At 74.7% G+C, this 20,865-nt stretch carries 15 protein-coding genes; 9 read left to right on the top strand and 6 right to left on the bottom strand.

Translation table 11 applies throughout. The features are described from left to right. Positions 1 to 3: 3 nt before the first annotated feature. Both ACZ6NC_RS10210 and ACZ6NC_RS10205 read right to left on the bottom strand, forming a co-directional pair. Positions 4 to 240 carry a hypothetical protein gene (locus tag ACZ6NC_RS10210; RefSeq protein ID WP_465730934.1) on the bottom strand — a complete coding sequence of 79 codons (237 nt, stop codon included), beginning with the start codon at positions 238 to 240 and terminating at the stop codon, positions 4 to 6. Further along, on the bottom strand, positions 237 to 1,709 hold the full coding sequence (locus ACZ6NC_RS10205) for a PspC domain-containing protein (protein ID WP_465730932.1): 1,473 nt from the start codon (positions 1,707 to 1,709) through the stop codon (positions 237 to 239). The genes ACZ6NC_RS10210 and ACZ6NC_RS10205 overlap by 4 nt, the downstream gene beginning before the upstream one ends. A 262-nt stretch (positions 1,710 to 1,971) precedes the next feature. Between ACZ6NC_RS10205 and ACZ6NC_RS10200 the strand changes: the two genes are divergently transcribed. From ACZ6NC_RS10200 to pcrA, 3 genes are all read left to right on the top strand, one after another. Further along, positions 1,972 to 3,324 (top strand): PspC domain-containing protein, encoded by a 1,353-nt coding sequence (locus ACZ6NC_RS10200; RefSeq protein WP_465731015.1) that lies wholly within the window; start codon positions 1,972 to 1,974, stop codon positions 3,322 to 3,324. Further along, positions 3,317 to 4,018 (top strand): LuxR C-terminal-related transcriptional regulator, encoded by a 702-nt coding sequence (locus ACZ6NC_RS10195; RefSeq protein WP_465730931.1) that lies wholly within the window; start codon positions 3,317 to 3,319, stop codon positions 4,016 to 4,018. The genes ACZ6NC_RS10200 and ACZ6NC_RS10195 overlap by 8 nt, the downstream gene beginning before the upstream one ends. An 83-nt stretch (positions 4,019 to 4,101) precedes the next feature. Next, a complete protein-coding gene (gene pcrA / locus ACZ6NC_RS10190; protein ID WP_465730929.1) occupies positions 4,102 to 6,783 on the top strand; it encodes a DNA helicase PcrA in 2,682 nt (893 codons plus the stop codon). A 4-nt stretch (positions 6,784 to 6,787) separates the two neighbouring features. Here pcrA and ACZ6NC_RS10185 read toward each other — a convergent pair whose 3' ends face one another. Further along, on the bottom strand, positions 6,788 to 7,582 hold the full coding sequence (locus ACZ6NC_RS10185) for a M23 family metallopeptidase (protein WP_465730927.1): 795 nt from the start codon (positions 7,580 to 7,582) through the stop codon (positions 6,788 to 6,790). A gap of 326 nt (positions 7,583 to 7,908) precedes the next feature. Between ACZ6NC_RS10185 and ACZ6NC_RS10180 the strand changes: the two genes are divergently transcribed. Beyond that, positions 7,909 to 8,316: a cobalamin B12-binding domain-containing protein gene (locus ACZ6NC_RS10180; protein WP_148644434.1), complete on the top strand. Its 408-nt coding sequence runs from the start codon at positions 7,909 to 7,911 to the stop codon at positions 8,314 to 8,316. A 65-nt stretch (positions 8,317 to 8,381) separates the two neighbouring features. Here ACZ6NC_RS10180 and ACZ6NC_RS10175 read toward each other — a convergent pair whose 3' ends face one another. Together ACZ6NC_RS10175 and ACZ6NC_RS10170 are read right to left on the bottom strand one after the other, a co-directional pair. After that, entirely contained in the window at positions 8,382 to 9,965 is a 1,584-nt protein-coding gene (locus ACZ6NC_RS10175) for a DUF5691 domain-containing protein (protein WP_465730925.1), read from the bottom strand. 54 nt (positions 9,966 to 10,019) lie between these two features. Further along, positions 10,020 to 11,342 (bottom strand): SWIM zinc finger family protein, encoded by a 1,323-nt coding sequence (locus ACZ6NC_RS10170; RefSeq protein ID WP_465730923.1) that lies wholly within the window; start codon positions 11,340 to 11,342, stop codon positions 10,020 to 10,022. A 176-nt stretch (positions 11,343 to 11,518) separates the two neighbouring features. On the opposite strand from ACZ6NC_RS10170, the gene ACZ6NC_RS10165 reads away from it, so the two are divergent. The 5 genes from ACZ6NC_RS10165 to sucD all read left to right on the top strand — a co-directional run bounded on the left by ACZ6NC_RS10165 (position 11,519) and on the right by sucD (position 18,609). Continuing rightward, positions 11,519 to 12,601, top strand: coding sequence for an ATP-binding protein (locus ACZ6NC_RS10165; RefSeq protein ID WP_465730921.1), 1,083 nt, complete (start codon positions 11,519 to 11,521; stop codon positions 12,599 to 12,601). Between the two features lie 37 nt (positions 12,602 to 12,638). Then, positions 12,639 to 14,963: a DUF5682 family protein gene (locus tag ACZ6NC_RS10160; protein WP_465730919.1), complete on the top strand. Its 2,325-nt coding sequence runs from the start codon at positions 12,639 to 12,641 to the stop codon at positions 14,961 to 14,963. Between the two features lie 61 nt (positions 14,964 to 15,024). Further along, a complete protein-coding gene (locus ACZ6NC_RS10155) occupies positions 15,025 to 16,197 on the top strand; it encodes a VWA domain-containing protein (protein ID WP_465730917.1) in 1,173 nt (390 codons plus the stop codon). Positions 16,198 to 16,535: 338 nt separating this feature from the next. Beyond that, positions 16,536 to 17,711, top strand: coding sequence for an ADP-forming succinate--CoA ligase subunit beta (sucC, locus tag ACZ6NC_RS10150; protein ID WP_465730915.1), 1,176 nt, complete (start codon positions 16,536 to 16,538; stop codon positions 17,709 to 17,711). Positions 17,712 to 17,727: 16 nt separating this feature from the next. Next, on the top strand, positions 17,728 to 18,609 hold the full coding sequence (gene sucD, locus ACZ6NC_RS10145) for a succinate--CoA ligase subunit alpha (RefSeq protein ID WP_396321412.1): 882 nt from the start codon (positions 17,728 to 17,730) through the stop codon (positions 18,607 to 18,609). Positions 18,610 to 18,691: 82 nt separating this feature from the next. On the opposite strand, the gene ACZ6NC_RS10140 is transcribed toward sucD, so the two are convergent. After that, positions 18,692 to 20,749 (bottom strand): LuxR C-terminal-related transcriptional regulator, encoded by a 2,058-nt coding sequence (locus tag ACZ6NC_RS10140; protein ID WP_465730914.1) that lies wholly within the window; start codon positions 20,747 to 20,749, stop codon positions 18,692 to 18,694. Positions 20,750 to 20,865 lie beyond the last annotated feature (116 nt).

The following is a 20,865-nucleotide window of genomic DNA, read 5'->3' as shown; positions in this document are numbered from 1 at the left end:
CCGTCAGGCCACGTCCTGGTCGAGGGTGCCCCGGTCCGGCGTGTCCGTCCGGCCGCGCCTGGCTGCCGCCGCGACCGCCCCGGCCAGGCCGCCCAGGCCCAGCACGATGAAGGTCACCGGGATGACGATCCGGCCGTTCACCGAGATGTCGTTGACCGCCGCGACCAGGTAGAGCACCGCGATGACGGTGAACAGCCCCCCGGCGATCAGCGAGAAGAGATCGAGCTGGTGCTTCCTCACGACTGGACCACCTTGATGTTGCCGAGCCCGACCATCAGCCTGAGGTCGAGCGTGCCCTTGGATGCCTGACCGTTCACCGGGTTCAGCCGGAAGGTGCGAGAGCTGTTGCCGCTGACCTCGTCCTCCCCCGGCACGTCGGCGTTGCCGAGGCCGATCTTCGTCTCCAGGTCGACCGTCACGTTCGACGGCACCAGGACGGTCAGCTCGCCGGCGCCGAGCTCGACGGTGGTGTGCAGGGTGGTGCCGGCGGGGTCGATCCGGCTGAGGTCCAGCCGGGCGTTGCCGAGCCCGAGCGTGTACCGCGGCGCCAGCTCGCCGGCCGAGGCGGCGCTCCAGTCGCGGTCGCCGAACGCGTCCTGCACCGAGAACGACGAGCCGTTGGAGAAGGCGAGCGCCAGGGTGAGCAGCAGGCCCGGCACGACGAGCTTGCGGGCCCGGCCGAACTTGGCGGCCACCAGCAGCGTCAGCCCGATGACCAGCAGGGCGGTCGCCAGCACGGTGCCGGTCAGCACGTCGGTGTCGCCGTGCGCGGAGGCCCCCCAGACCGCGCTGGCCGCGCCGGCCGCCAGCAGCAGCCCGATCAGGCCGAGCGGCGACCGCTCGCGGTGGTGACGCACCGCCACCGGCGGCCGGGGCGGGCGGGCCGGGCCGTCCTTGCGCAGCGGGTCGCCCTCCGGCAGGTCGGCGCGCTGCCACCAGGGCTGGGCCGGGCCGCCGGGCGGCGGGGCGGCGGCCCCGTGCGGGGCGGCGCCGGTGTCGCCGTACGGGTTGCGCTCGGGGTGGCGCGGGTCCCAGAGGTAGCCGCTCGGGCCCGCGTGCGGGGTGTCGGCCGGCACGGTGCCGGCCGCCCGCTCCCGGGCGTGCCGCTCGCGGGCCGACTCGTCCTCGGCGGTCCGCGGCTGTTCGTCCGTCAGCGGCCAGGAGAAGGCGCTGGCCGGCCCGGACTCGGGGAAGTACCGGTCGTACGGGCCGTGGTGGCGGTTCCGGCCGCGCCGGCGCCCGCGCAGCCGGTTGTGGCGGCGCTCCGGGTCGTAGCGGACGGCCAGGAACACCAGGCCGCCGAGCAGCAGCAGCGGGAACAGCTGGTCGCCGTCGCCCATCGAGGAGAAGAAGACGCCGGTGCCGATCACGGTCAGCAGCACCGCGCCGACCGACTGGCCGTCCACCCGGCCGGTGAGCACCCGCTGGAGCTCGGTCCGGCCCGGCCGGCTGCCGCCCTTGCCGTCCGCGACCGGCTCGGTCGGGATGATCAGCCAGGCCAGCCCGTACAGGAAGAGGCCGAGCCCGCCGGAGAGGCAGAGCACCACCGTCACCACGCGGAAGACCACCGGGTCGATGTCCAGGTGCCGGCCCAGGCCGCCGCAGACGCCGGCGACCACGCGGTGGTGCTCGGTCCGGTTCAGCGGGGGGCGGTCCGGTGCGGGCGGGGCGCTCGGCCCGGCCTCCTGGGTACGGTGGTCGTCGGTCATGCCCACCATCCTGGTGGCTCCCGGGCGCCCGCCCAACCGGTGCCGTCCCTGTCCGTACCCTGACTTGTCCCTGAGTACGGGTAGGGCTTCACCCTGATGCGTCCGGGCCCGCCCGCGTGGAACCATCGGTGGCGTGGCAGCCCCTGGTACCGATCCCCGTCCGCTCGTCCCCGACGCCCCGCCGTCGGCGGGCGCCGACCCGGCCGTCCCCGGTGACGGGCGGCCGCCGTACCGCCGGCTCTACCGGAGCCCGCAGGGCCGGATGCTCGGCGGTGTCGCGCACGGGCTCGCGGTGCACCTGGGCCTGCCGGTCGCCTGGGTCCGGCTCGCCTTCGTCCTGCTCTTCTTCGCGCAGGGGATCGGCGCGCTGCTCTACGCGGCGTTCTGGTTCGTGGTGCCGATCGGTATCGGCGAGCCCGCCCAGCGCGGCGGCGCGCACTGGGTGTACGTCAACGGGGCCTTCGTACCGGCCGGGTCCTGGCAGGCCTCCGGGGCGTCCGGCGCGGAGCTGAGCAAGGGCCGGCGCGGCCGGATCGGCCGGCTGCGGGAGCTGCTCCAGCACGCGCTGCAGGGCGAGCCCGCGGCGGAGCCGGGCCCGGTGCCGGGCGCGGAGGCGGCGCCGGTCCGGCCGGCCGCGAAGCGCCAGGGCGGCCTGGGGCAGCTCGCGGCGCTGGTCATGGTGGTGATCGGCCTGATCGCCCTGCTGAACGCGCTCGGCGTGCAGACCGCCCGGCCGTACACCTGGCCGCTGCTGGCGATCGGCGTCGGCGTCGCGCTGGTCTGGCGGCAGGCCGACGACTCGCGCTGGCAGCGCTGGTTCGGCCTGGAGGAGGGCGAGAAGCGGCGCGGCGCCTACACCCGGGTGGGCGGCGGCGTGCTGCTGGTGGTGGCCGGCACCATCGCCTTCCTCGCGATGCAGGGCAGCGGCTCCACGCTCGGCTCGGTGATCGAGGCTTCGCTCGCGGTGCTGGCCGGCGTGCTGGTGCTGGTCGGCCCGTACGCGCTGCGGATGTGGCAGGACCTCGGCGCCGAGCGGACCGCCCGCATCCGCGCCCAGGAGCGTGCCGAGATCGCCGCCCACGTCCACGACTCGGTGCTGCACACGCTGACCCTGATCCAGCGCCGGGCCGAGGACCCGAAGGAGGTGCTGCGGCTCGCCCGGGCCCAGGAGCGCGAGCTGCGGCTCTGGCTGTACCGCCCGGAGGCCGCCGCCGAGGCCGCGCCGGACACCATGGCGGAGAGCCTGCGCGCGGTGGTCGCCGAGGTCGAGGACCGCCACGGGGTGCCGGTCGAGCTGGTGATCGTCGGCGACTGCCCGATGGACGAGCGGATCGCGGCCCAGATGCAGGCCGCGAGGGAGGCGACGGTCAACGCGGCCAAGTACGGTGGCGGGGGACCGGTCCAGGTCTACGCCGAGGTGGAGGGGAAGACGGTGATGGTGTTCGTCCGCGACCACGGCCCCGGCTTCGACCCCGACACGGTGCCGGAGGACCGGATGGGTGTCCGCGAGTCGATCCTCGGCCGGATGAAGCGCAACGGCGGCACCGCACGGGTGCGGCCCGCGCCGGACGGCGGGACCGAGGTCGAGCTGGAGATGGAGAGAACGAATGACTGAGGCAGCGCCGATGGGGGTCCCGGCCGACGGCGAGGGGAGGGTCGCGCGAGTCGTCCTGGTCGACGACCACCGGATGTTCCGCACCGGGGTCCGGGCCGAGATCGGGCGCACCGAGGCGACCGGGATCGACGTGGTCGGCGAGGCCGACGACGTCGAGTCGGCGGTCCGGGTGGTCGCCGAGACCAGGCCGGACGTGGTGCTGCTCGACGTCCACCTGCCGGGCGGCGGCGGGGTCGAGGTGCTGCGCCGCTCCGCCGGGCTGATGGGCGAGCAGGGAGGAGTGAAGTTCCTCGCGCTCTCCGTCTCCGACGCGGCCGAGGACGTGATCGGCGTGATCCGCGGCGGTGCCCGCGGCTACGTCACCAAGACCATCACCGGAACCGACCTGGTCAACGCGATCTTCCGGATCTCCGACGGCGACGCGGTGTTCTCGCCCCGGCTGGCCGGCTTCGTGCTGGACGCCTTCGCCGCCACCGACACCCCGCCGGTGGACGAGGACCTCGACCGGCTGACCCAGCGCGAGCGCGAGGTGCTGCGGCTGATCGCGCGCGGCTACGCGTACAAGGAGATCGCCAAGCAGCTCTTCATCTCGGTGAAGACAGTGGAGAGCCACGTCTCGGCGGTGCTGCGCAAGCTCCAGCTGAGCAACCGGCACGAGCTGACCCGCTGGGCCACCGCCCGCCGCCTGGTCTGACGCCCCGCGCACGCTGCCCGCCCGGTCCGGATTCCTCCGGGCCGGGCGGGCTTGTCAGCGGGGGGCCATAGACTCGGAGTGCCATGAGTAGCCTCTTTGACGACCTCCCGCTCCCCGGTTTCGAGGCCCCCGCCGCCGGGCCCGCCGCCGGGTCGAAGCAGCCGCCCGCCGCCGCGCCCATCGACGAGGAGGCGCCGCCGTACGAGGACGACGTCCCGTACGACGCGTACGAGGAGGCGATCCCGGAGGGGCTGTTCCAGACCACCGCTTTCAGTGACCCAGCGGCCGCCGAGGCCGAGCGGGACGCCTGGTACCGCAACGGCGCCGCCCGGACGGTGGTGGACCCGGCGCAGCTGCTGGAGGGGATGAACGACCCGCAGCGCGAGGCGGTGCTGCACGCGGGCTCGCCGCTGCTCATCGTGGCCGGCGCCGGCTCCGGCAAGACGCGGGTGCTGACCCACCGGATCGCCTACCTGCTGGGCGCCCGCGGGGTGCAGCCGGGCGAGATCCTGGCGATCACCTTCACCAACAAGGCGGCCGGCGAGATGCGCGAGCGCGTCGAGCAGCTGGTCGGGCCGCGCGCCCGGGCGATGTGGGTCTCCACCTTCCACAGCGCCTGCGTGCGGATCCTGCGCCGCGAGTCCAAGCTGCTCGGCTTCACCTCGTCGTTCTCGATCTACGACTCGGCGGACTCGCAGCGGCTGATGGCCCTGGTCTGCCGGGACTTGGACCTCGACCCCAAGCAGTTCCCGCCGAAGTCCTTCACCGCGAAGATCAGCAACCTGAAGAACGAGCTGATCGACGAGGAGACCTACGCCGACCAGGCCGCCAACCCGACGGAGAAGAAGCTCGCCGAGGCGTACTTCCTCTACCAGCGGCGGCTGCGCGAGGCCAACGCGCTCGACTTCGACGACATCATCATGACGACGGTGAACCTGCTCCAGGCCTTCCCCGACGTCGCGGAGCACTACCGGCGGCGGTTCCGGCACATCCTGGTCGACGAGTACCAGGACACCAACCGCGCCCAGTACATGCTGGTACGCGAGCTCAGCGGGGGCGCCGTCGCCGCCGCGCCGAAGCGCACGGTGGACGGCGACTTCGTGAACCCGGCGGCCGGGCGGCTGGCCGAGGTGCCGCCGGCCGAGCTGTGCGTCGTCGGTGACGCGGACCAGTCGATCTACGCCTTCCGCGGCGCGACGATCCGCAACATCCTCCAGTTCGAGGAGGACTACCCGAACGCCACCACCATCCTGCTGGAGCAGAACTACCGTTCCACGCAGACCATCCTCAGCGCCGCCAACGCCGTCATCGAGCGGAACACCAGCCGCCGCGAGAAGAAGCTCTGGACGGCCGGCGACCACGGCGAGAAGGTCGTCGGCTACGTCGCGGACGACGAGCACGGCGAGGCCCAGTTCATCGCCGACGAGATCGACCGGCTGACCGACGCGGGCGACGCCAAGCCCGGCGACGTCGCGATCTTCTACCGGACCAACGCGCAGTCCCGTGTGTTCGAGGAGGTGTTCATCCGGGTCGGCCTGCCGTACAAGGTGGTCGGCGGGGTGCGCTTCTACGAGCGCAAGGAGGTCCGGGACGTCCTGGCGTACCTGCGGGTGCTCTCCAACCCGGAGGACACCGTGCCGCTGCGCCGGATCCTCAACGTGCCCAAGCGCGGCATCGGCGACCGCGCCGAGGCGATGCTCGACGCGCTGGCCGCGCGCGAGCGGATCTCCTTCGCCCAGGCGCTCCGGCGGGTGGACGAGGCGTACGGGATGGCCGCGCGCTCGGCGAACGCGGTGAAGAAGTTCAACGAACTGATGGCCGGGCTGCGGCAGGTCGTCGAGTCGGGCGCCGGGCCGGCCGCGGTGCTGGAGGCGGTGCTGGAGGAGACGGGATACCTCGCCGAGCTCCAGTCCTCGACCGACCCGCAGGACGAGACCCGGGTGGAGAACCTCCAGGAGCTCGCCTCGGTGGCCCTCGAGTACGAGCAGGACCCGGGCGAGCGGCCCGACGCCGGCGAGGACGGCGCGCCGCCGGTCGGCTCGCTCGCCGACTTCCTGGAGCGGGTCGCGCTGGTCGCCGACTCGGACCAGATCCCCGACGAGGACGAGGAGGGGCAGGGCGTCATCACGATGATGACCCTGCACACCGCCAAGGGCCTGGAGTTCCCGGTGGTCTTCCTGACCGGCATGGAGGACGGGATCTTCCCGCACATGCGGGCGCTCAACCAGGTCAAGGAGCTGGAGGAGGAGCGGCGGCTCGCGTACGTCGGTCTCACCCGGGCGCGGGAGCGGCTCTACCTGACCCGCTCGGTGCTGCGCAGCGCCTGGGGGCAGCCCTCGTACAACCCGGCCTCGCGGTTCCTGGAGGAGATCCCGGAGACGCTGGTGGAGTGGAAGCGGACGGGGGCGGCCTCGGTGCCGGCCTCGCGCGGGTACTCCTCGGGGTCGTCCTGGGGCGGGAAGTCCGCCGGCTCGGGCGGTTCGGGCTACGGCGGCTCGGGCGGCTCCTCGCGCGGGGCGTCGCGCGGCGGCGCGGCGGCCTCGCCGAAGGCGGGCTGGGGGCAGTCGGCGCGGCGGTCCGGTGCGGCGGTCGAGCGGGAGGTCGTGGCGCTGGCGGTCGGGGACCGCGTCACCCACGACACCTTCGGGCTGGGCACGGTGGTGGCCACCACGGGCGTCGGGGACAAGGCGCAGGCCACCGTCGACTTCGGGACGGAGGGGCGCAAGCAGCTGCTGCTGCGGTACGCGCCGGTCGAGAAGCTCTGACCGCTCAGCGCGGGTCGAGTCCGTTCGAGAGGAACCACGGCAGCGGGTCGACCGGCCCGCTGCCGGGCGGCCGGATCTCGAAGTGCAGGTGCGGCCCGGTGCTGTTGCCGCTGCTGCCGACGAAGGCGATGACGTCGCCCTGCTTCACCGTCCCCTTGCGGATCTTGTACGAGCGCAGGTGGCAGTACCAGGCCTCGGTGCCGTCGGCCATCTTCAGGATCGTCATGTAGCCGTACGACGGGTTCCACTGCGTACGGATCGTGCCGTCGGTGACGGCCATGACCTGCGAGCCGCCGTCCACCGGGAAGTCGATGCCGGTGTGGCGGTTGGCCCAGTGGGTGCCGGCCTCGCCGAACAGCTCGCCGAGGCCGTGCTCGGCGACCGGCATGACCACCTTGGGCTTGGCCGGTTCGGCGGTCGGCTCGGCGGTCGGTTCGGCGGTGGGCTGGCCGCCGGAGAGCGGCTGGCGGGCGTCGCCTCGGGAAGCCTGGTCGGCACCGTCCACGGCGAGGGCCTGCTGGGCGGAGGTCCGGGCGGCCGCGTTGTCCGGCGCGTCGGCGGCCGTGGCCTGCTGCGGCACCAGGCCGGCCGCCTGGGTGCGCTGCTGGTCGGCCTCGCCCTGGACGGTGACGGCGGCCGCCGCGGCCACCCCGAGCGCGGCCACCGACGGCAGCGCGACACGCAGCAGTGCCGTTCTGGTGGCGGCCCTGGCGGCACCGCGCCGCTGGGCACGCGACTGCTCGCGGGCGGCCAGGCGCAGCTCCGCTCGGGTCGGGCGGGCGGCTGCGTCGGGAGCCATCGGGGGCTGCCTCCTCGGTGGGCCTTCGGCACGTCGTCGGGCGAGGGGAAAGACGAGGGGAAAACTGCCGAGACTGTAGCCGTAACGCCGACATCCGGACAAAAGTCCGTAAGTCAAGAGGCGAGTTGGTGGGCTGTGGGTGGGATTTGCGGGGGATACCGACTGGTAGCAAGGGGTGGGGCTGTGATTTTGCCCTCCTCTTGAGGGGCGGCACGGCCAGGGGGGCCGGGTGGCGCTAACCTCCCCTCAGGTTGGTTATTGCTGGTTAACCGCGCCCGTGCCCGACGAGGTCTGGGGTGGTGGACGACGAAGTCCAGGAGGCAGTGATGGGTGTGTCAGGGCCGATCCGTGTGGTGGTCGCGAAGCCCGGGCTCGACGGTCACGACCGCGGCGCCAAGGTCATCGCGCGTGCCCTGCGCGACGCCGGTATGGAGGTCATCTACACCGGCCTGCACCAGACGCCCGAGCAGATCGTCGACACCGCGATCCAGGAGGACGCGGACGGCATCGGGCTGTCGGTCCTCTCCGGCGCGCACATGACGCTCTGCGCGCGGGTGCTGGAGCTGCTGAAGGAGCGCGAGGCGGAGGACATCAAGGTCTTCTGCGGCGGGATCATCCCGGACGAGGACATCGTCGAGCTCAAGGCCATGGGCGTCGCGGACATCTTCACCCCGGGCACGCCGACCCGGGACGTGGTGGCCTGGGTCGAGGCGAACCTGCGGGCCGCCGGCTAGCGCACCTGCTTCCTTTCCGGGCCGGTACGGGGTCTCCTCCCGTACCGGCCCGGGTGCGTTCCGGGTCAGGCGACGAGTTCGGCGAGCATGGCCTCGCGGAAGCGCAGGGTGCCGGCCAGGCGGGTGAAGGTCTCGGCCCAGGCGGTGGCGGGGGCGGTGTCGGCGACCAGCGCCTCGACGGCGGCGGCCGTCCCGGGGGCGAGCGCGCGCTCGGTCATCCCGAGCACCCCGCTGTGGCTCCACGGGTACGCGCCGGAGGCGGCCGCCCGGGCGAGGGCGGCGACCACGGCGGTGGAGAGCGGCGGCGTCCACGGGGTCGCGCAGGCGCCGAGCAGCTGGAAGGCCTCGCCGAGTCCGTGCACCTCGATGAACGCGGCCGTCCAGGCGGCGCGTTCGGCGGGCGGTAGGACGGAGAGCAGCTTGGCGGGGGAGCCGGTGGTCCGCGGCGGGCGGGGGCGCCGGCTCTCCGGGGCGGGGGCCGGGGCCGGCCCGAGGAGCGCGCGCGCCCAGTCGGCGTCCTGCTGGCGGACGGCGGCCCGGGCCCAGGCCTCGCGCAGATCGTCGGCCCAGCTGCTGTTGGTCTCGTCGATGCTGTCACCGACCCGCAGGGCGAGGAGTCGGCCCGGCGTCAGGCCGGTGGACTCGTGCCAGAGGGCCAGTGGCGCCGCGGCGATCACCTCGCCGAACCACCAGGCCCGCTCGCCGCGGCCGGTGGGCGACTTGAGGGGTATGCCGTCGCGCTGCATCGCCGGGTCGCACTCGGCGGGCGGGGTGACCAGCAGGTGCGTGCCGCGGTCGGAGAGACGGACGGCGGCGCGGGCCCGCTCGGCCATGCGGCCGGCCAGGGTCGAGCCGGGGAGCGTCGAGAGCAGCTCGGCGGCGGTGGCGCGGACGTTCTTGCTGCGGTCGCCGAGAGCGGCCTCCAGGAAGGGTTCGTCGGCGGGGGAGAGGCCGTCCTGGAGCGCGTCCAGGAAGAGCAGGCGGTCCTCGGCGCGCTCGGTGGACCAGGTGCTCCGGAGCAGGGCGAGGCCGGCGGCCGGGTCGGTGCGGCGCAGCAGTGTCAGGTGGGTGACGCGCTCGGCGAAGAGGCCTTCGTGCCAGAGCCGGTCGTCGACGGGGCCGGCCGTTTCGGCGGGTGTCCCGGCGGTGGTGCGCAGGACGAAGCGCCAGTCGGGGTTGCGGGGGGCGAGCCAGCGGCCGAGCGGGCCGGCCAGGGCGACCGCGTCGGGGCGCAGCTCGCTGCGGGCGCGGGCGGCGTCGAGCAGCGCCGGGACGAGGACGGCGGGTGGGCGGTAGCCGCGGGCGCGGGCGGTGGCGAGCCACTGGGGGAGCAGCTCGGTGAGGTTGGCGAGGGTGGCGCCGCCGCCGCGGGTGCCGAGGAGCAGGGAGAGGCGGCGGGCGGCGGGGGCGGGGAGCTCGGGGCGGTCGTCCTCCGGGGCGGGGGCGGCGAGGGGCTCGGTGACGGGGGTGGGGAGGGCGCCGGCGCGGCGGCGGACGGTCTCCAGGGCGGCGAGTTCGAGGAGCGCGGTGGCGGGGTCGGTGCGGTCGACGGCCTGGTGGGCGGGGGACTCGCCGGTGAGCTGCGGGAGGGGGCGGCGGTCGGTGCCGAGGAGGGCGGTGGTGTGGAGGGACTCCCAGGGGTCGGGCACGTGGGCTCCTGAGGTTGTGGTGTGGGCGGTGCGGGCGCGCGGTGGGGCGCCGGGCTACGGGGTGGTGAGGTTGATCGGTCGGTGCTCCGGGCCCCAGGCGGTGACGGGGGTGAAGCCCTGGTGGCCGTGTTCGCCGAAGACGGTGAGGGCGCGGCCGGTGGAGACGGCGGCGAGGCGCCAGAGGGCGGATTCGGGTGTGGCGGCGCGGTGGACCGGGAGGGTGTGCCGGCCGTCGGTGAGGTGCCAGCCGTCGGGCGTGAGGACGGGGACGGCGTCGGTGAGGACGGTGGGCCAGGCGTCGAGCCACGGGTCGTCGGCGACGGCGGTGCCGTAGGCGGCGACGGCTTCGGCGGCGGTGAGGCCGGCCGGCGGGGTGGCGGGGCCGGGCTCGGGTGCGCCGTAGCGGGTGCCCAGGACGGCGCGCAGCGGGCGGGCGCCGGGGTGGAAGGCGAGGTCGGCTTCGAGGACGTGCCCGGTGGGGAGGGCGAGGTCGGGGGCCTGGCCGGGGCGGCCGAAGGCGAGGAGGAGGGCGGGGCGGCCGGTCTTGGCGCCGCGCAGCCAGAGGCGGCGGGTGGTGAGGCGGTCGTCGGCGCCGCCTTCCAGCGGTGAGGTGCGGCTGCCGAGGACGTGCCAGCGGTCGCGGACGGTGGGGCCGGCGAGGAGGTCGGCGGTGTCGGTGGTGTAGCCGATCCTGGTGCGGACGGTGGCGGCGAGCGGCGCGGGCAGTTCGCCGACCCGGGTGGCGGCGGTGGCGAGCAGGTGGAGCATGGCGTACTCCTCCAGGAGGTGCTGCTGGGGGGTGGTGTCGAGCCCGCGGACGCGGGCGGCGAGGCCGGTCGCCTGGGCGTCGACCATGCGGGCGGCGACCTCCTCCCAGGGGCCGGCGGTGGACTGGTCGGCCAGGCCGTGGCGGATCCGGTCGGCCAGCCGGAGCCGCAGCTCGGCGGCGCCGGCGGCGACCCGGGCGGAGCGCTTCTCGGCGCGGCGGCGGGCGGCGGCCGGGTCGGCGGGGGGCCCGGGCGTGGCGGTGCGCTGCTCGGCCCGGTTCCGGCGCGCCGTCAGCCACTCGCGGGCCCAGTCGGCCGGTTCGGCGGCCGGGACGGCCTCGGGGGTGCCGCTCCAGAGCAGGAGCAGCCCGAGCGCGTGCTTGCACGGGAACTTCCGGCTCGGGCAGGTGCAGGTGTAGGCGGGGGTGGCCAGCTCGACGGCCGTGCGGTACGGCGTCCGGCCGCTGCCCCGGCACTCGCCCCAGAGCGCGCTGCCGTCGGTGCCCGTGGCCGACCAGGGCGCGGGCGAGGAGAGCTTGCCCGCGGCCTTCCGCGAGGCGGCGTCGGGTGCCAGGGACAGGACGTGTTCGGTGCTCCAGCGTTCCTCCATGCCGACGACGGTAGGCGCAGGGACTGACAGTCCTGGTGGTCGAACTGAGGTCCGGTCAGGATTGTCAGTGGCTCGGTGCAGGCTTGTTCTCGCAGGCCGGGACGCCGACCTGGCTCCCCCCGATCACTTCGCCGCCTGCCACAGGTGTGTCCGGCGGCCGGCCCGAAGGAGCCCCTATGACCGACGTTCTGCGGCAGCACGCGGAGCACGCCTTCGCGGCGGAGCTGGCCGCGCTGGCCGCGCAGGACGACCGTCCGCGCCCCGAACGATGGAGGTTGTCCCCGTGGGCCGTGGCCACCTATCTGCTGGGTGGCGAACTGCCCGACGGCACGGTGATCACGCCCAAGTACATCGGGCCGCGCCGGGTCGTCGAGGTCGCCGTGACGACGCTGGCGACGGACCGCGCGCTGCTGCTGCTCGGCGTGCCGGGGACGGCGAAGACGTGGGTGTCGGAGCATCTCGCGGCCGCGATCAGCGGTGATTCGACGCTGCTCGTACAGGGCACGGCCGGGACCCCGGAGGAGGCCGTCCGCTACGGGTGGAACTACGCCCGGCTGCTCACCGACGGGCCGAGCCGGGAGGCGCTGGTGCCGTCGCCGCTGATGCGGGCGATGGCGGACGGGAAGATCGCCCGGGTCGAGGAGCTGACCCGCATCCCGGCCGACGTGCAGGACAGCCTGATCACCATCCTGTCGGAAAAGACACTGCCGGTGCCGGAGTTGGGCGGCGAGACGCAGGCGGTGCGGGGGTTCAACCTGATCGCCACCGCCAACGACCGGGACCGGGGCGTGAACGAGCTGTCGAGCGCCCTGCGCCGGCGGTTCAACACCGTGGTGCTGCCCCTGCCCGGCTCCCTGGAGGAGGAGGTGGACATCGTCACCCGGCGGGTCGACCAGCTCGGCCGCTCGCTGGAGCTGCCCGAACTGCCCGGCGGCGCCGAGGAGATCCGGCGGGTGGTCACCGTCTTCCGCGAGCTGCGGGCCGGGATCACGCTCGACGGCCGGACGAAGGTGAAGTCGCCGAGCGGCACCCTGTCGACGGCGGAGGCGATCTCGGTGGTGACCAACGGGATGGCGCTGGCCGCGCACTTCGGGGACGGCGTGCTGCGGGCCGGTGACGTCGCCGCCGGGGTGGTGGGCGCCGTCGTCCGGGATCCGGCGGCCGACCAGGTGGTGTGGCGCGAGTACGTCGAGGGCGTGCTGCGGGAGCGCGACGGCTGGAAGGACTTCTACCGCGCGGCCCGCGAGAACGCCCGCTGATTGCACCGCAGTTCGAGGTTGGAGGAGGGAGGGCGCGATGAGTGAGCGGAACAGTGCAGAGGTGACGCTGCTGGGCGTACGGCACCACGGCCCCGGTTCGGCCCGTGCGGTGGCCGCCGCACTGGAGCTCCTGGAGCCGGACGTGGTGCTGATCGAGGGTCCGCCGGAGGCCGATCCGATCATCGGGCTGGCGGCGGAGAAGCAGATGGTGCCGCCGGTCGCCCTGCTCGCCCACGCGGTGGACGACCCGGCCCGGGCCGCGTTCTGGCCGTACGCGGAGTTCTCCCCGGAGTGGGTGGCGATCCGGTACGGCGTCGACACTGGCCTGCCGGTGCGCTTCATCGACCTCCCGGCGGCGTACGGCTTCGCCGAGGAGGCCGCGGAGACCGCGGAGACCGCGGAGGAGCGGCCGGGTGACCCGATCGCGCTGCTCGCCGAGGCCGCCGGCTACGACGACCCGGAGCGCTGGTGGGAGGACGTGATCGAACACCGCTCGCCCGGCGCCGACGCGCTGGCCCCGTTCGCCGCGGTCGCCGAGGCGATGACGGCGCTGCGCGAGGCCGGGGTGACCGCCGGCGCCGCCCGGCGGGACGACCTGCGGGAGGCGTACATGCGCCGGCAGATCCGGGCCGCCAAGCGGTCCGGCTACCGGCGGATCGCGGTGGTCTGCGGCGCCTTCCACGTCCCCGCGCTGGCCGCCATGCCGACCGTCGCCCACGACCGGGCCCTGCTGGCCGGCCTGCCGAAGAAGGTGAGGACCGACATCACCTGGGTGCCCTGGACGCACCGGCGGCTCGCGCAGTCGAGTGGCTACGGCGCCGGGATCGTCTCGCCGGGCTGGTACCGCCACCTGTTCGCGGAACCGGGCGACCCGCTGCCGAAGTGGCTGACCAGGGCCGCCGAGCTGCTCCGGGCCGAGGACCACCCGGTCTCCTCCGCCCACGTCATCGAGGCCGTCCGGCTGGCCCGGACGCTCGCCGTGATGCGCGGCCGCCCGCTGGCCGGCCTGACCGAGACGCTGGACGCCGTCCGCTCGGTGATGTGCGACGGCTCGGACGTCGCCCTCGCCCTGGTGCGGGACGGGCTGGTGATCGGCGACGCGCTCGGCGTAGTCCCGGACGGCGCCCCGGCGGTGCCGCTCCAGCGGGACCTCGCCCGGCTCCAGCGCTCGCTGCGGCTCAAGCCCGGGGCGGAGCCGCGCGAGCTCGACCTGGACCTCCGTGAGGAGACCGGCGCCGCCCGCTCCCGGCTGCTGCACCGGCTGCGGCTGCTCGGCATCGACTGGGGCGTGCCCAGCCGGTCCGCGGTGAACTCGACCGGCACCTTCCGGGAGAGCTGGCGGCTCTGCTGGCAGCCCGAGTTCGCGGTCCGGATCGCCGAGGCCGCCCAGTGGGGCACCACGGTCGAGGACGCGGCCACCGGCAAGGCCGTCGGCACGGCCCGGGCGGCGACGGAGCTCGCCGAGCTGACCGGGCTGGTGGAGACCTGCCTGCTGGCCGGGCTCGGCAGCGCCCTGCCGGCGGTGATGCGGGTGCTCGCCGACTGCGCCGCGCTGGACACCGACGTCGCCCACCTCGCCGGCGCCCTGCCCGCCCTGGTCCGCGCCCTGCGCTACGGCGACGTCCGGGGCACCGACGGCGGCGCGCTCGGCGAGGTCGCGGCCGGCCTCGCCGAGCGGATCTGCGTCGGCCTGCCGCCCGCCTGCACCGGGCTGGACGCGGCCGGCGCGGAGGTGATGCGCGGCCATCTCGACGAGGTGCACGGCGCGATCGGCCTGCTGGCACGGGACGGCGGCCTCGCCGACCGGTGGGCCGCCACTCTGCGGGCGCTCGCCCGCCGTGAACCGGCCGGCGGCCCCGCCACCGGCGTCCCCGGCCTGCTGCGCGGTCGCGCCGTCCGGCTGCTGCTGGACGACGGACGGCTCGACTCCGAGGAGGCCGGCCGCCGGATGGGCCTGGTCATCTCGGCCGCCGGCGCCCCGGCGGACGCAGCCGGCTGGGTCGAGGGCTTCCTCACCGGCGGCGGCGCCCTGCTGCTGCACGACCCGCGCCTGCTGGGCCTGCTCGACGCCTGGCTGACGGAGGTGCCGGCCGAGGCCTTCACCGACGTGCTGCCGCTGCTGCGCCGCACCTTCTCCGCCCTGGAGGCGGGTGTCCGGACGACCATCGGCAGCCGGGTCGCGGCCGGCCCGCTCGGCACCGAGCCGGCGGCGGCCGAGGGCGCCGGGCCCGAACTCGACCGGGCCCGCGCCGACGCAGCCCTGCCGGTGGTCGCCACCCTGCTCGGCCTGCCCGGCTGCCCGGCCCACCCCGGCGGCGGCCGGGCGCGGATCCCGAAACAGGCCACCGGCCGCGACACCTGACCCTGGCCTCGTGAATGACCCCGACCTCGTGAAGGACCTCGACCTCGTGAAGGAGCATCCGATGGCAGTGACCACCACCCCCGCCGCCGACGAGCGGCTGCGCCGCTGGCGGCTGGTGCTCGGCGGCGAGGGGGACGGCACGGGCTACGCCCTGCGCGGGAGGGACGCCGCGATGGACGGCGCGCTCGGCGCGCTCTACCGGGGCGCGCCGGAGGAGGGCCGGGCCGGGCGGTCCGGCCGTCGCGGCGCCGGCCTGGGCGGCTCGGCGCCGCAGGTGGCGCGCTGGCTGGGCGACATCCGCGAGTACTTCCCGTCCACCGTCGTCCAGCTGATGCAGCAGGACGCCATCACCCGGCTCGGGCTGGACCGGCTGCTGCTGGAGCCGGAGATGCTGGAGGCCGTCGAGCCCGACGTCCACCTCGTCGGTACCCTGCTCTCGCTCAAGCACGCGCTGCCCGAGACCACCCGGGAGACGGCCCGCGCGGTGGTCGGCAAGGTGGTCGCCGAGCTGGAGCGCCGGCTCGTCGACCGTACCCGGGCCACTCTCGGCGGCGCGCTGGACCGCAGCGCCAGGGTGAACCGCCCCCGCCACCGGGACATCGACTGGGACCGCACCATCCTGGCCAACCTGAAGAACTACCTGCCCGAGCACGGCACCGTCGTCCCCGAGCGGCTGGTCGGCTACGCCCGGGCCCAGCGCGCGGTGAAGAAGGACGTCATCCTCTGCATCGACCAGTCGGGCTCGATGGCCCCGTCCGTCGTGCACTCGGCGGTCTTCGGCGCGGTGCTCGCCTCGATGAAGTCGCTGGACACCCGGCTCGTCGTCTTCGACACCGCGGTGGTCGACCTCACCGAGCAGCTCACCGACCCGGTGGACGTCCTGTTCGCCACCCAGCTCGGCGGCGGCACCGACATCAACCGGGCGCTCGCCTACTGCCAGTCGAGGATCACCCGCCCGTCCGAGACGATCGTGGTGCTGATCAGCGACCTCTACGAAGGCGGCATCCGGGACGAGATGCTCAAGCGGGTGGCGGCGATGAAGGCGGCCGGCGTCCAGTTCGTCGCGCTGCTCGCGCTCTCCGACGAGGGCGCGCCCGCGTACGACCACGCGCACGCCGCGGCGCTGGCCGCGCTCGGAGCCCCGGCGTTCGCCTGCACCCCCGACGCCTTTCCGGACGTCATGGCGGCGGCGATCGAGAAGCGGCCGATCCCGGTGCCGGAGCAGGGCGTGTGAGCGACCGGGGCGCGGGTTCACCCGAACGAGCGAACCCGAGCCCGCCCGCGGCCCCGGATCCGCCCGCCCGCTGAGCAGGGCGCGCGACACACGGTGGTGGGCTCTCTGTGACGGTTCTCACCCAAGACGGGCCGGTCCCGGGCGAAACACTCCCGTCCTCCGGGGATAACCTGCCAGACGGACGTGACGCGCGTGTTGATTGACGTGTGCGCCCGTGGCTGTGTGGGCCGCAAGGCCGTACTTCTGCGTACCCGCACCGCCCCGACGACCCGCAGCGAAGATCCTGCCGTGGCACGCTCGTAGAGACACAATCCGCGACCACGAACAAGGACAAACACGTGGACCTGTTCGAGTACCAGGCGAGGGACCTCTTCGCCAAGCACGGGGTGCCCGTGCTTGACGGTGATGTCATCGAGACCGCCGCAGACGCTGCCGCCATCGCGGAGCGCTTCGGCGGCCGCGCCGTCGTCAAGGCTCAGGTGAAGGTGGGTGGCCGAGGCAAGGCCGGTGGCGTGAAGCTCGCCGCCGACCCGGCGGACGCCGTCGCCAAGGCCGAGGCGATCCTCGGCATGGACATCAAGGGCCACACCGTTCACAAGGTGATGCTTGCCCAGACCGCGGACATCAAGGACGAGTACTACGTCTCGTTCCTGCTGGACCGCACCAACCGCACCTTCCTGGCCATGGCCAGCGTCGAGGGCGGCGTGGAGATCGAGGTCGTCGCCGAGGAGAACCCCGACGCGCTCGCCAAGATCCCGGTCGACGCCAACGAGGGCTGCACCCCGGAGAAGGCCGCCGAGATCGTCGCCGCCGCGAAGTTCCCGGCGGAGATCGCGGACCAGGTCGCCGACGTCCTGCAGAAGCTCTGGGTCGTCTTCATCAAGGAGGACGCCCTCCTGGTCGAGGTCAACCCGCTGATCAAGTCCGGCGACGGCAAGATCATCGCGCTCGACGGCAAGGTCTCCCTGGACGAGAACGCCGAGTTCCGCCAGCCCGAGCACGAGGCGCTCGAGGACAAGGCCGCCGCCAACCCGCTTGAGGCGGCGGCGAAGGCCAAGGGCCTGAACTACGTCAAGCTCGACGGCGAGGTCGGCATCATCGGCAACGGCGCGGGTCTCGTCATGAGCACCCTCGACGTGGTCGCCTACGCGGGCGAGAAGCACGGCGGCGTCAAGCCCGCCAACTTCCTCGACATCGGTGGCGGCGCCTCCGCCGAGGTGATGGCCAACGGCCTGGAGATCATCCTGGGCGACCCCGACGTCAAGTCGGTCTTCGTCAACGTCTTCGGTGGCATCACCGCGTGCGACGCCGTCGCCAACGGCATCGTGCAGGCCCTGGAGCTGCTCTCGTCGAAGGGCGAGGCCGTCACCAAGCCGCTCGTCGTCCGCCTCGACGGCAACAACGCGGAGCTGGGTCGCAAGATCCTCGACGACGCGAACCACCCGCTGGTCCAGCGCGTGGACACCATGGACGGTGCGGCCGACCGCGCCGCCGAGCTGGCCAACGCCAAGTAAGGAAGGGGACTTAACCATGGCTATCTTCCTTACCAAGGACAGCAAGGTCATCGTCCAGGGCATGACCGGCTCCGAGGGCATGAAGCACACCCGCCGCATGCTCGCCTCCGGCACCCAGATCGTCGGCGGTGTGAACCCGCGCAAGGCCGGCACCACGGTCGACGTCGACGGCACCGAGGTGCCCGTCTTCGGCTCCGTCGCCGAGGCCATCGAGAAGACCGGTGCCGACGTCACCGTCATCTTCGTGCCGCCGAAGTTCACCAAGGACGCCGTCGTCGAGGCCATCGACGCCGAGATCGGCCTGGCCGTCGTCATCACCGAGGGCGTCCCGGTGCACGACACCGCCGCCTTCTGGGCGTACGCCGGTTCGAAGGGCAACAAGACCCGGATCATCGGCCCGAACTGCCCCGGCCTGATCAGCCCCGGACAGTCGAACGCCGGCATCATCCCGGCCGACATCACCACCTCCGGCAAGATCGGTCTGGTCTCGAAGTCCGGCACCCTGACCTACCAGCTCATGTACGAGCTGCGCGACATCGGCTTCTCCTCGGCCGTGGGCATCGGCGGTGACCCGGTCATCGGCACCACCCACATCGACGCCCTCAAGGCGTTCCAGGAGGACCCGGAGACCGAGCTCATCGTCATGATCGGTGAGATCGGCGGCGACGCCGAGGAGCGTGCCGCGGCCTACATCGCCGAGCACGTCACCAAGCCGGTCGTCGGCTACGTCGCGGGCTTCACCGCCCCCGAGGGCAAGACCATGGGCCACGCCGGCGCCATCGTCTCCGGCTCCTCGGGCACCGCCCAGGCGAAGAAGGAGGCCCTCGAGGCCGCCGGCGTCAAGGTCGGCAAGACGCCGTCCGAGACCGCCCGCCTGGCGCGCGAGCTCATCGGCTGACGCCACCCGCTCGTCGAGCGCCCCCGTCCGGATCTCCGGGCGGGGGCGCTCGCCTTTTCGGGGGTGTCGGCGCCCGGCCTGTTCAGCGGTCGGTCGCGCAGGGGTGCAGGGACCAGCGGGTGCAGGAGACCGGACCGGTCGTGGCCGGACCGGGCGGGGGCAGTGCCTCCGCGGCGCGGCCGGCCGCCGGCAGCTCCCACGGGCGGGCCCCGGGTGGCGGCGGGTCGACCACGACCGCCTCGACGCCCGGGGCGGTGCTGCACCAGAGGCTCGCGATGCCCGTCGGCGGGGCGTCCGGCGGCGCGGGGACGGCGTCGTTCGGTGCCGAAGCGCAGACGTCCGGGGCGGGCGGCACCCCGCCGGGCCGGAACAGCTCGCTCGGTCCGCCGCCGGCCAGCGTCGCCACCACCGCCCCCGCGACCGCCACCGTGATCAGCGCCGCCGCCCCCGTGCGGGTCGCGTTGGCCAGCCCGTACCGTGCCCGCAGCACCGGCACCGGCGGCCGGTGCGGCTCCGGGCAGCCGCGGACCGCCGCCCGGTGCAGCAGCCCGCTGACCCGGTCCGCGAAACCGTCCGCCGCAGGGTTCGGCCCGGCCAGCTCCGGCACCCACTGCGCCAGCGCCGTCCGGGCCGCCCAGACCCGGCCCTCGGCGGCCGCCACCGTCGACTCCACCTCGACGGCCACCGCGGCGGCGGGCAGCCCGAGACCGTCGTGCAGGATCAGGGCCCGGCGCTGCGGGCGGGAGAGGCGCTTGAGCGCCTTGAGCAGCGCGCGGTCCCGGTCGGTCAGCCGGTCGTGGTCCGGGAGCACCGCCTGCGACTCGTCGGCCGGGCGGACCTTGATCCGGCGGTGCGGCAGCCGCCAGGCGTGCGCCCGGCGCGGGCCGCCCCGATGCCACGGTGACAGCGCCGCCTCACAGGCCCGCGCCCGCACCCAGCCCTCCGGGTCGGGCCCGGCGGCCACCTCGCCCCACTGCCGCCGCGCCTCGCCGAACGCCCGCTGGACGCAGTGCACGGCGCGGTGCTTGCACGCGGTGAGGAGGAAGACCTGCTGCACGAGGCGGGTGTGGGCGGTCTCGTACAGCTCTTCGAAGGTGGGGGCGGTGGCTGCGGGGGCGGTCTCCGGGCGGGCCTCCTGCCGGGGGGTGGGCCCGGTCCGGGGCCGGCTGCGGTCCGTGCGCTGCGGCCCGCCGGCAGGGGTCCCGCGCCCACGGGCCGGCGCGGGCGTGGGATCGGACGTCGGACCGGGCGTTGGCGCGAGCGTTGGACCGGGGGCCTTCCGGTGGCCGTTGAGCGGGGCCGGCTTCCCGCCCTGTGGCGGACGGCGGTCGGCGGGCGCCTCGGAGGGGGCCTGGCCCGTCCGGCGCGGTCCGACAGCGGGGGGCGCGGCGCTGGGCGCTGCGTCGGCGGCTCTCGGGTGGCCGTTGAGCGGGGCCGGCTTCTCGCGCTGCGGGGTGTGGCGGCGGCCGGGGGTCTCCTCGGTACCCCTCGGCCGCCCGGCCGGCAGGGCCGGCGTCCCGGGTCGGGGGGAGCGGCGGCCGTCGGGGACAGCCGCGGGTGCCGGGGCCGGGGTATTCGGCTGACCGTGCGACGGAGCCGGCTTCTTCCGCTCCTGCTCGGCCCGGCGGCGGTCGGCGGGGGCGGGGGCGGGGGCCGGAGCGGGGGCCGGGGTCGGAGTCGGGGCCTTCGGCGCAGGGCCCCGCTCGCGAGCCGGCGTACCGGGAATCGCACGGCCCGCCTCGGGGGCGGTCTGAGCGGGGCTCAGCAGGGTGGCGAAGGCGGCGATCTCGGTGCGGGTTCGTGTGCCGAGCTTGCGCATGGCGCGGTGCTGGTAGGTGCGCGCGGCGGCCGGGGTGACACCGAGCGCGGCCGCGGACTCGGCGAGGTCCCGGCCGGCCGCGAGGTGGGCCAGGGCTTGGGCTTCACGCGATGTCAGCTGCCGGAGCAACCGGGCCACCTCCTCCTGGCTGACGGAGGGGCCGTCGGCCGCCTCGGTCCGCGTCGCCTTCGTGTGCTTGGCGGCCCGGCCGCGTCCGGCCCGGCCCTTTCCGGAACGGCCCTGCGGCGTGGGTTCGTCGGTCGTGGGTTCGTCGGTCGTGGGGGCACCGGTGGGGCGCTCGGCGGTCGGCGGCGTGGCCATCAGACGCTCCGAGCCGGAGTGGGGGCGGCGAGAGGGCAGGGTCTGAAAATGCGCATAAGCCAATAATCTGGGACACGACGGCGGTTTGCCGCTTCACGGAGCATGGCGAGTCGCCT

It is taken from the genome of Kitasatospora sp. NPDC041988, from assembly GCF_055588525.1.
The sequence above is the reverse complement of the archived record's forward strand: the minus strand, read 5'-3'. Positions and strand labels throughout refer to the sequence as shown.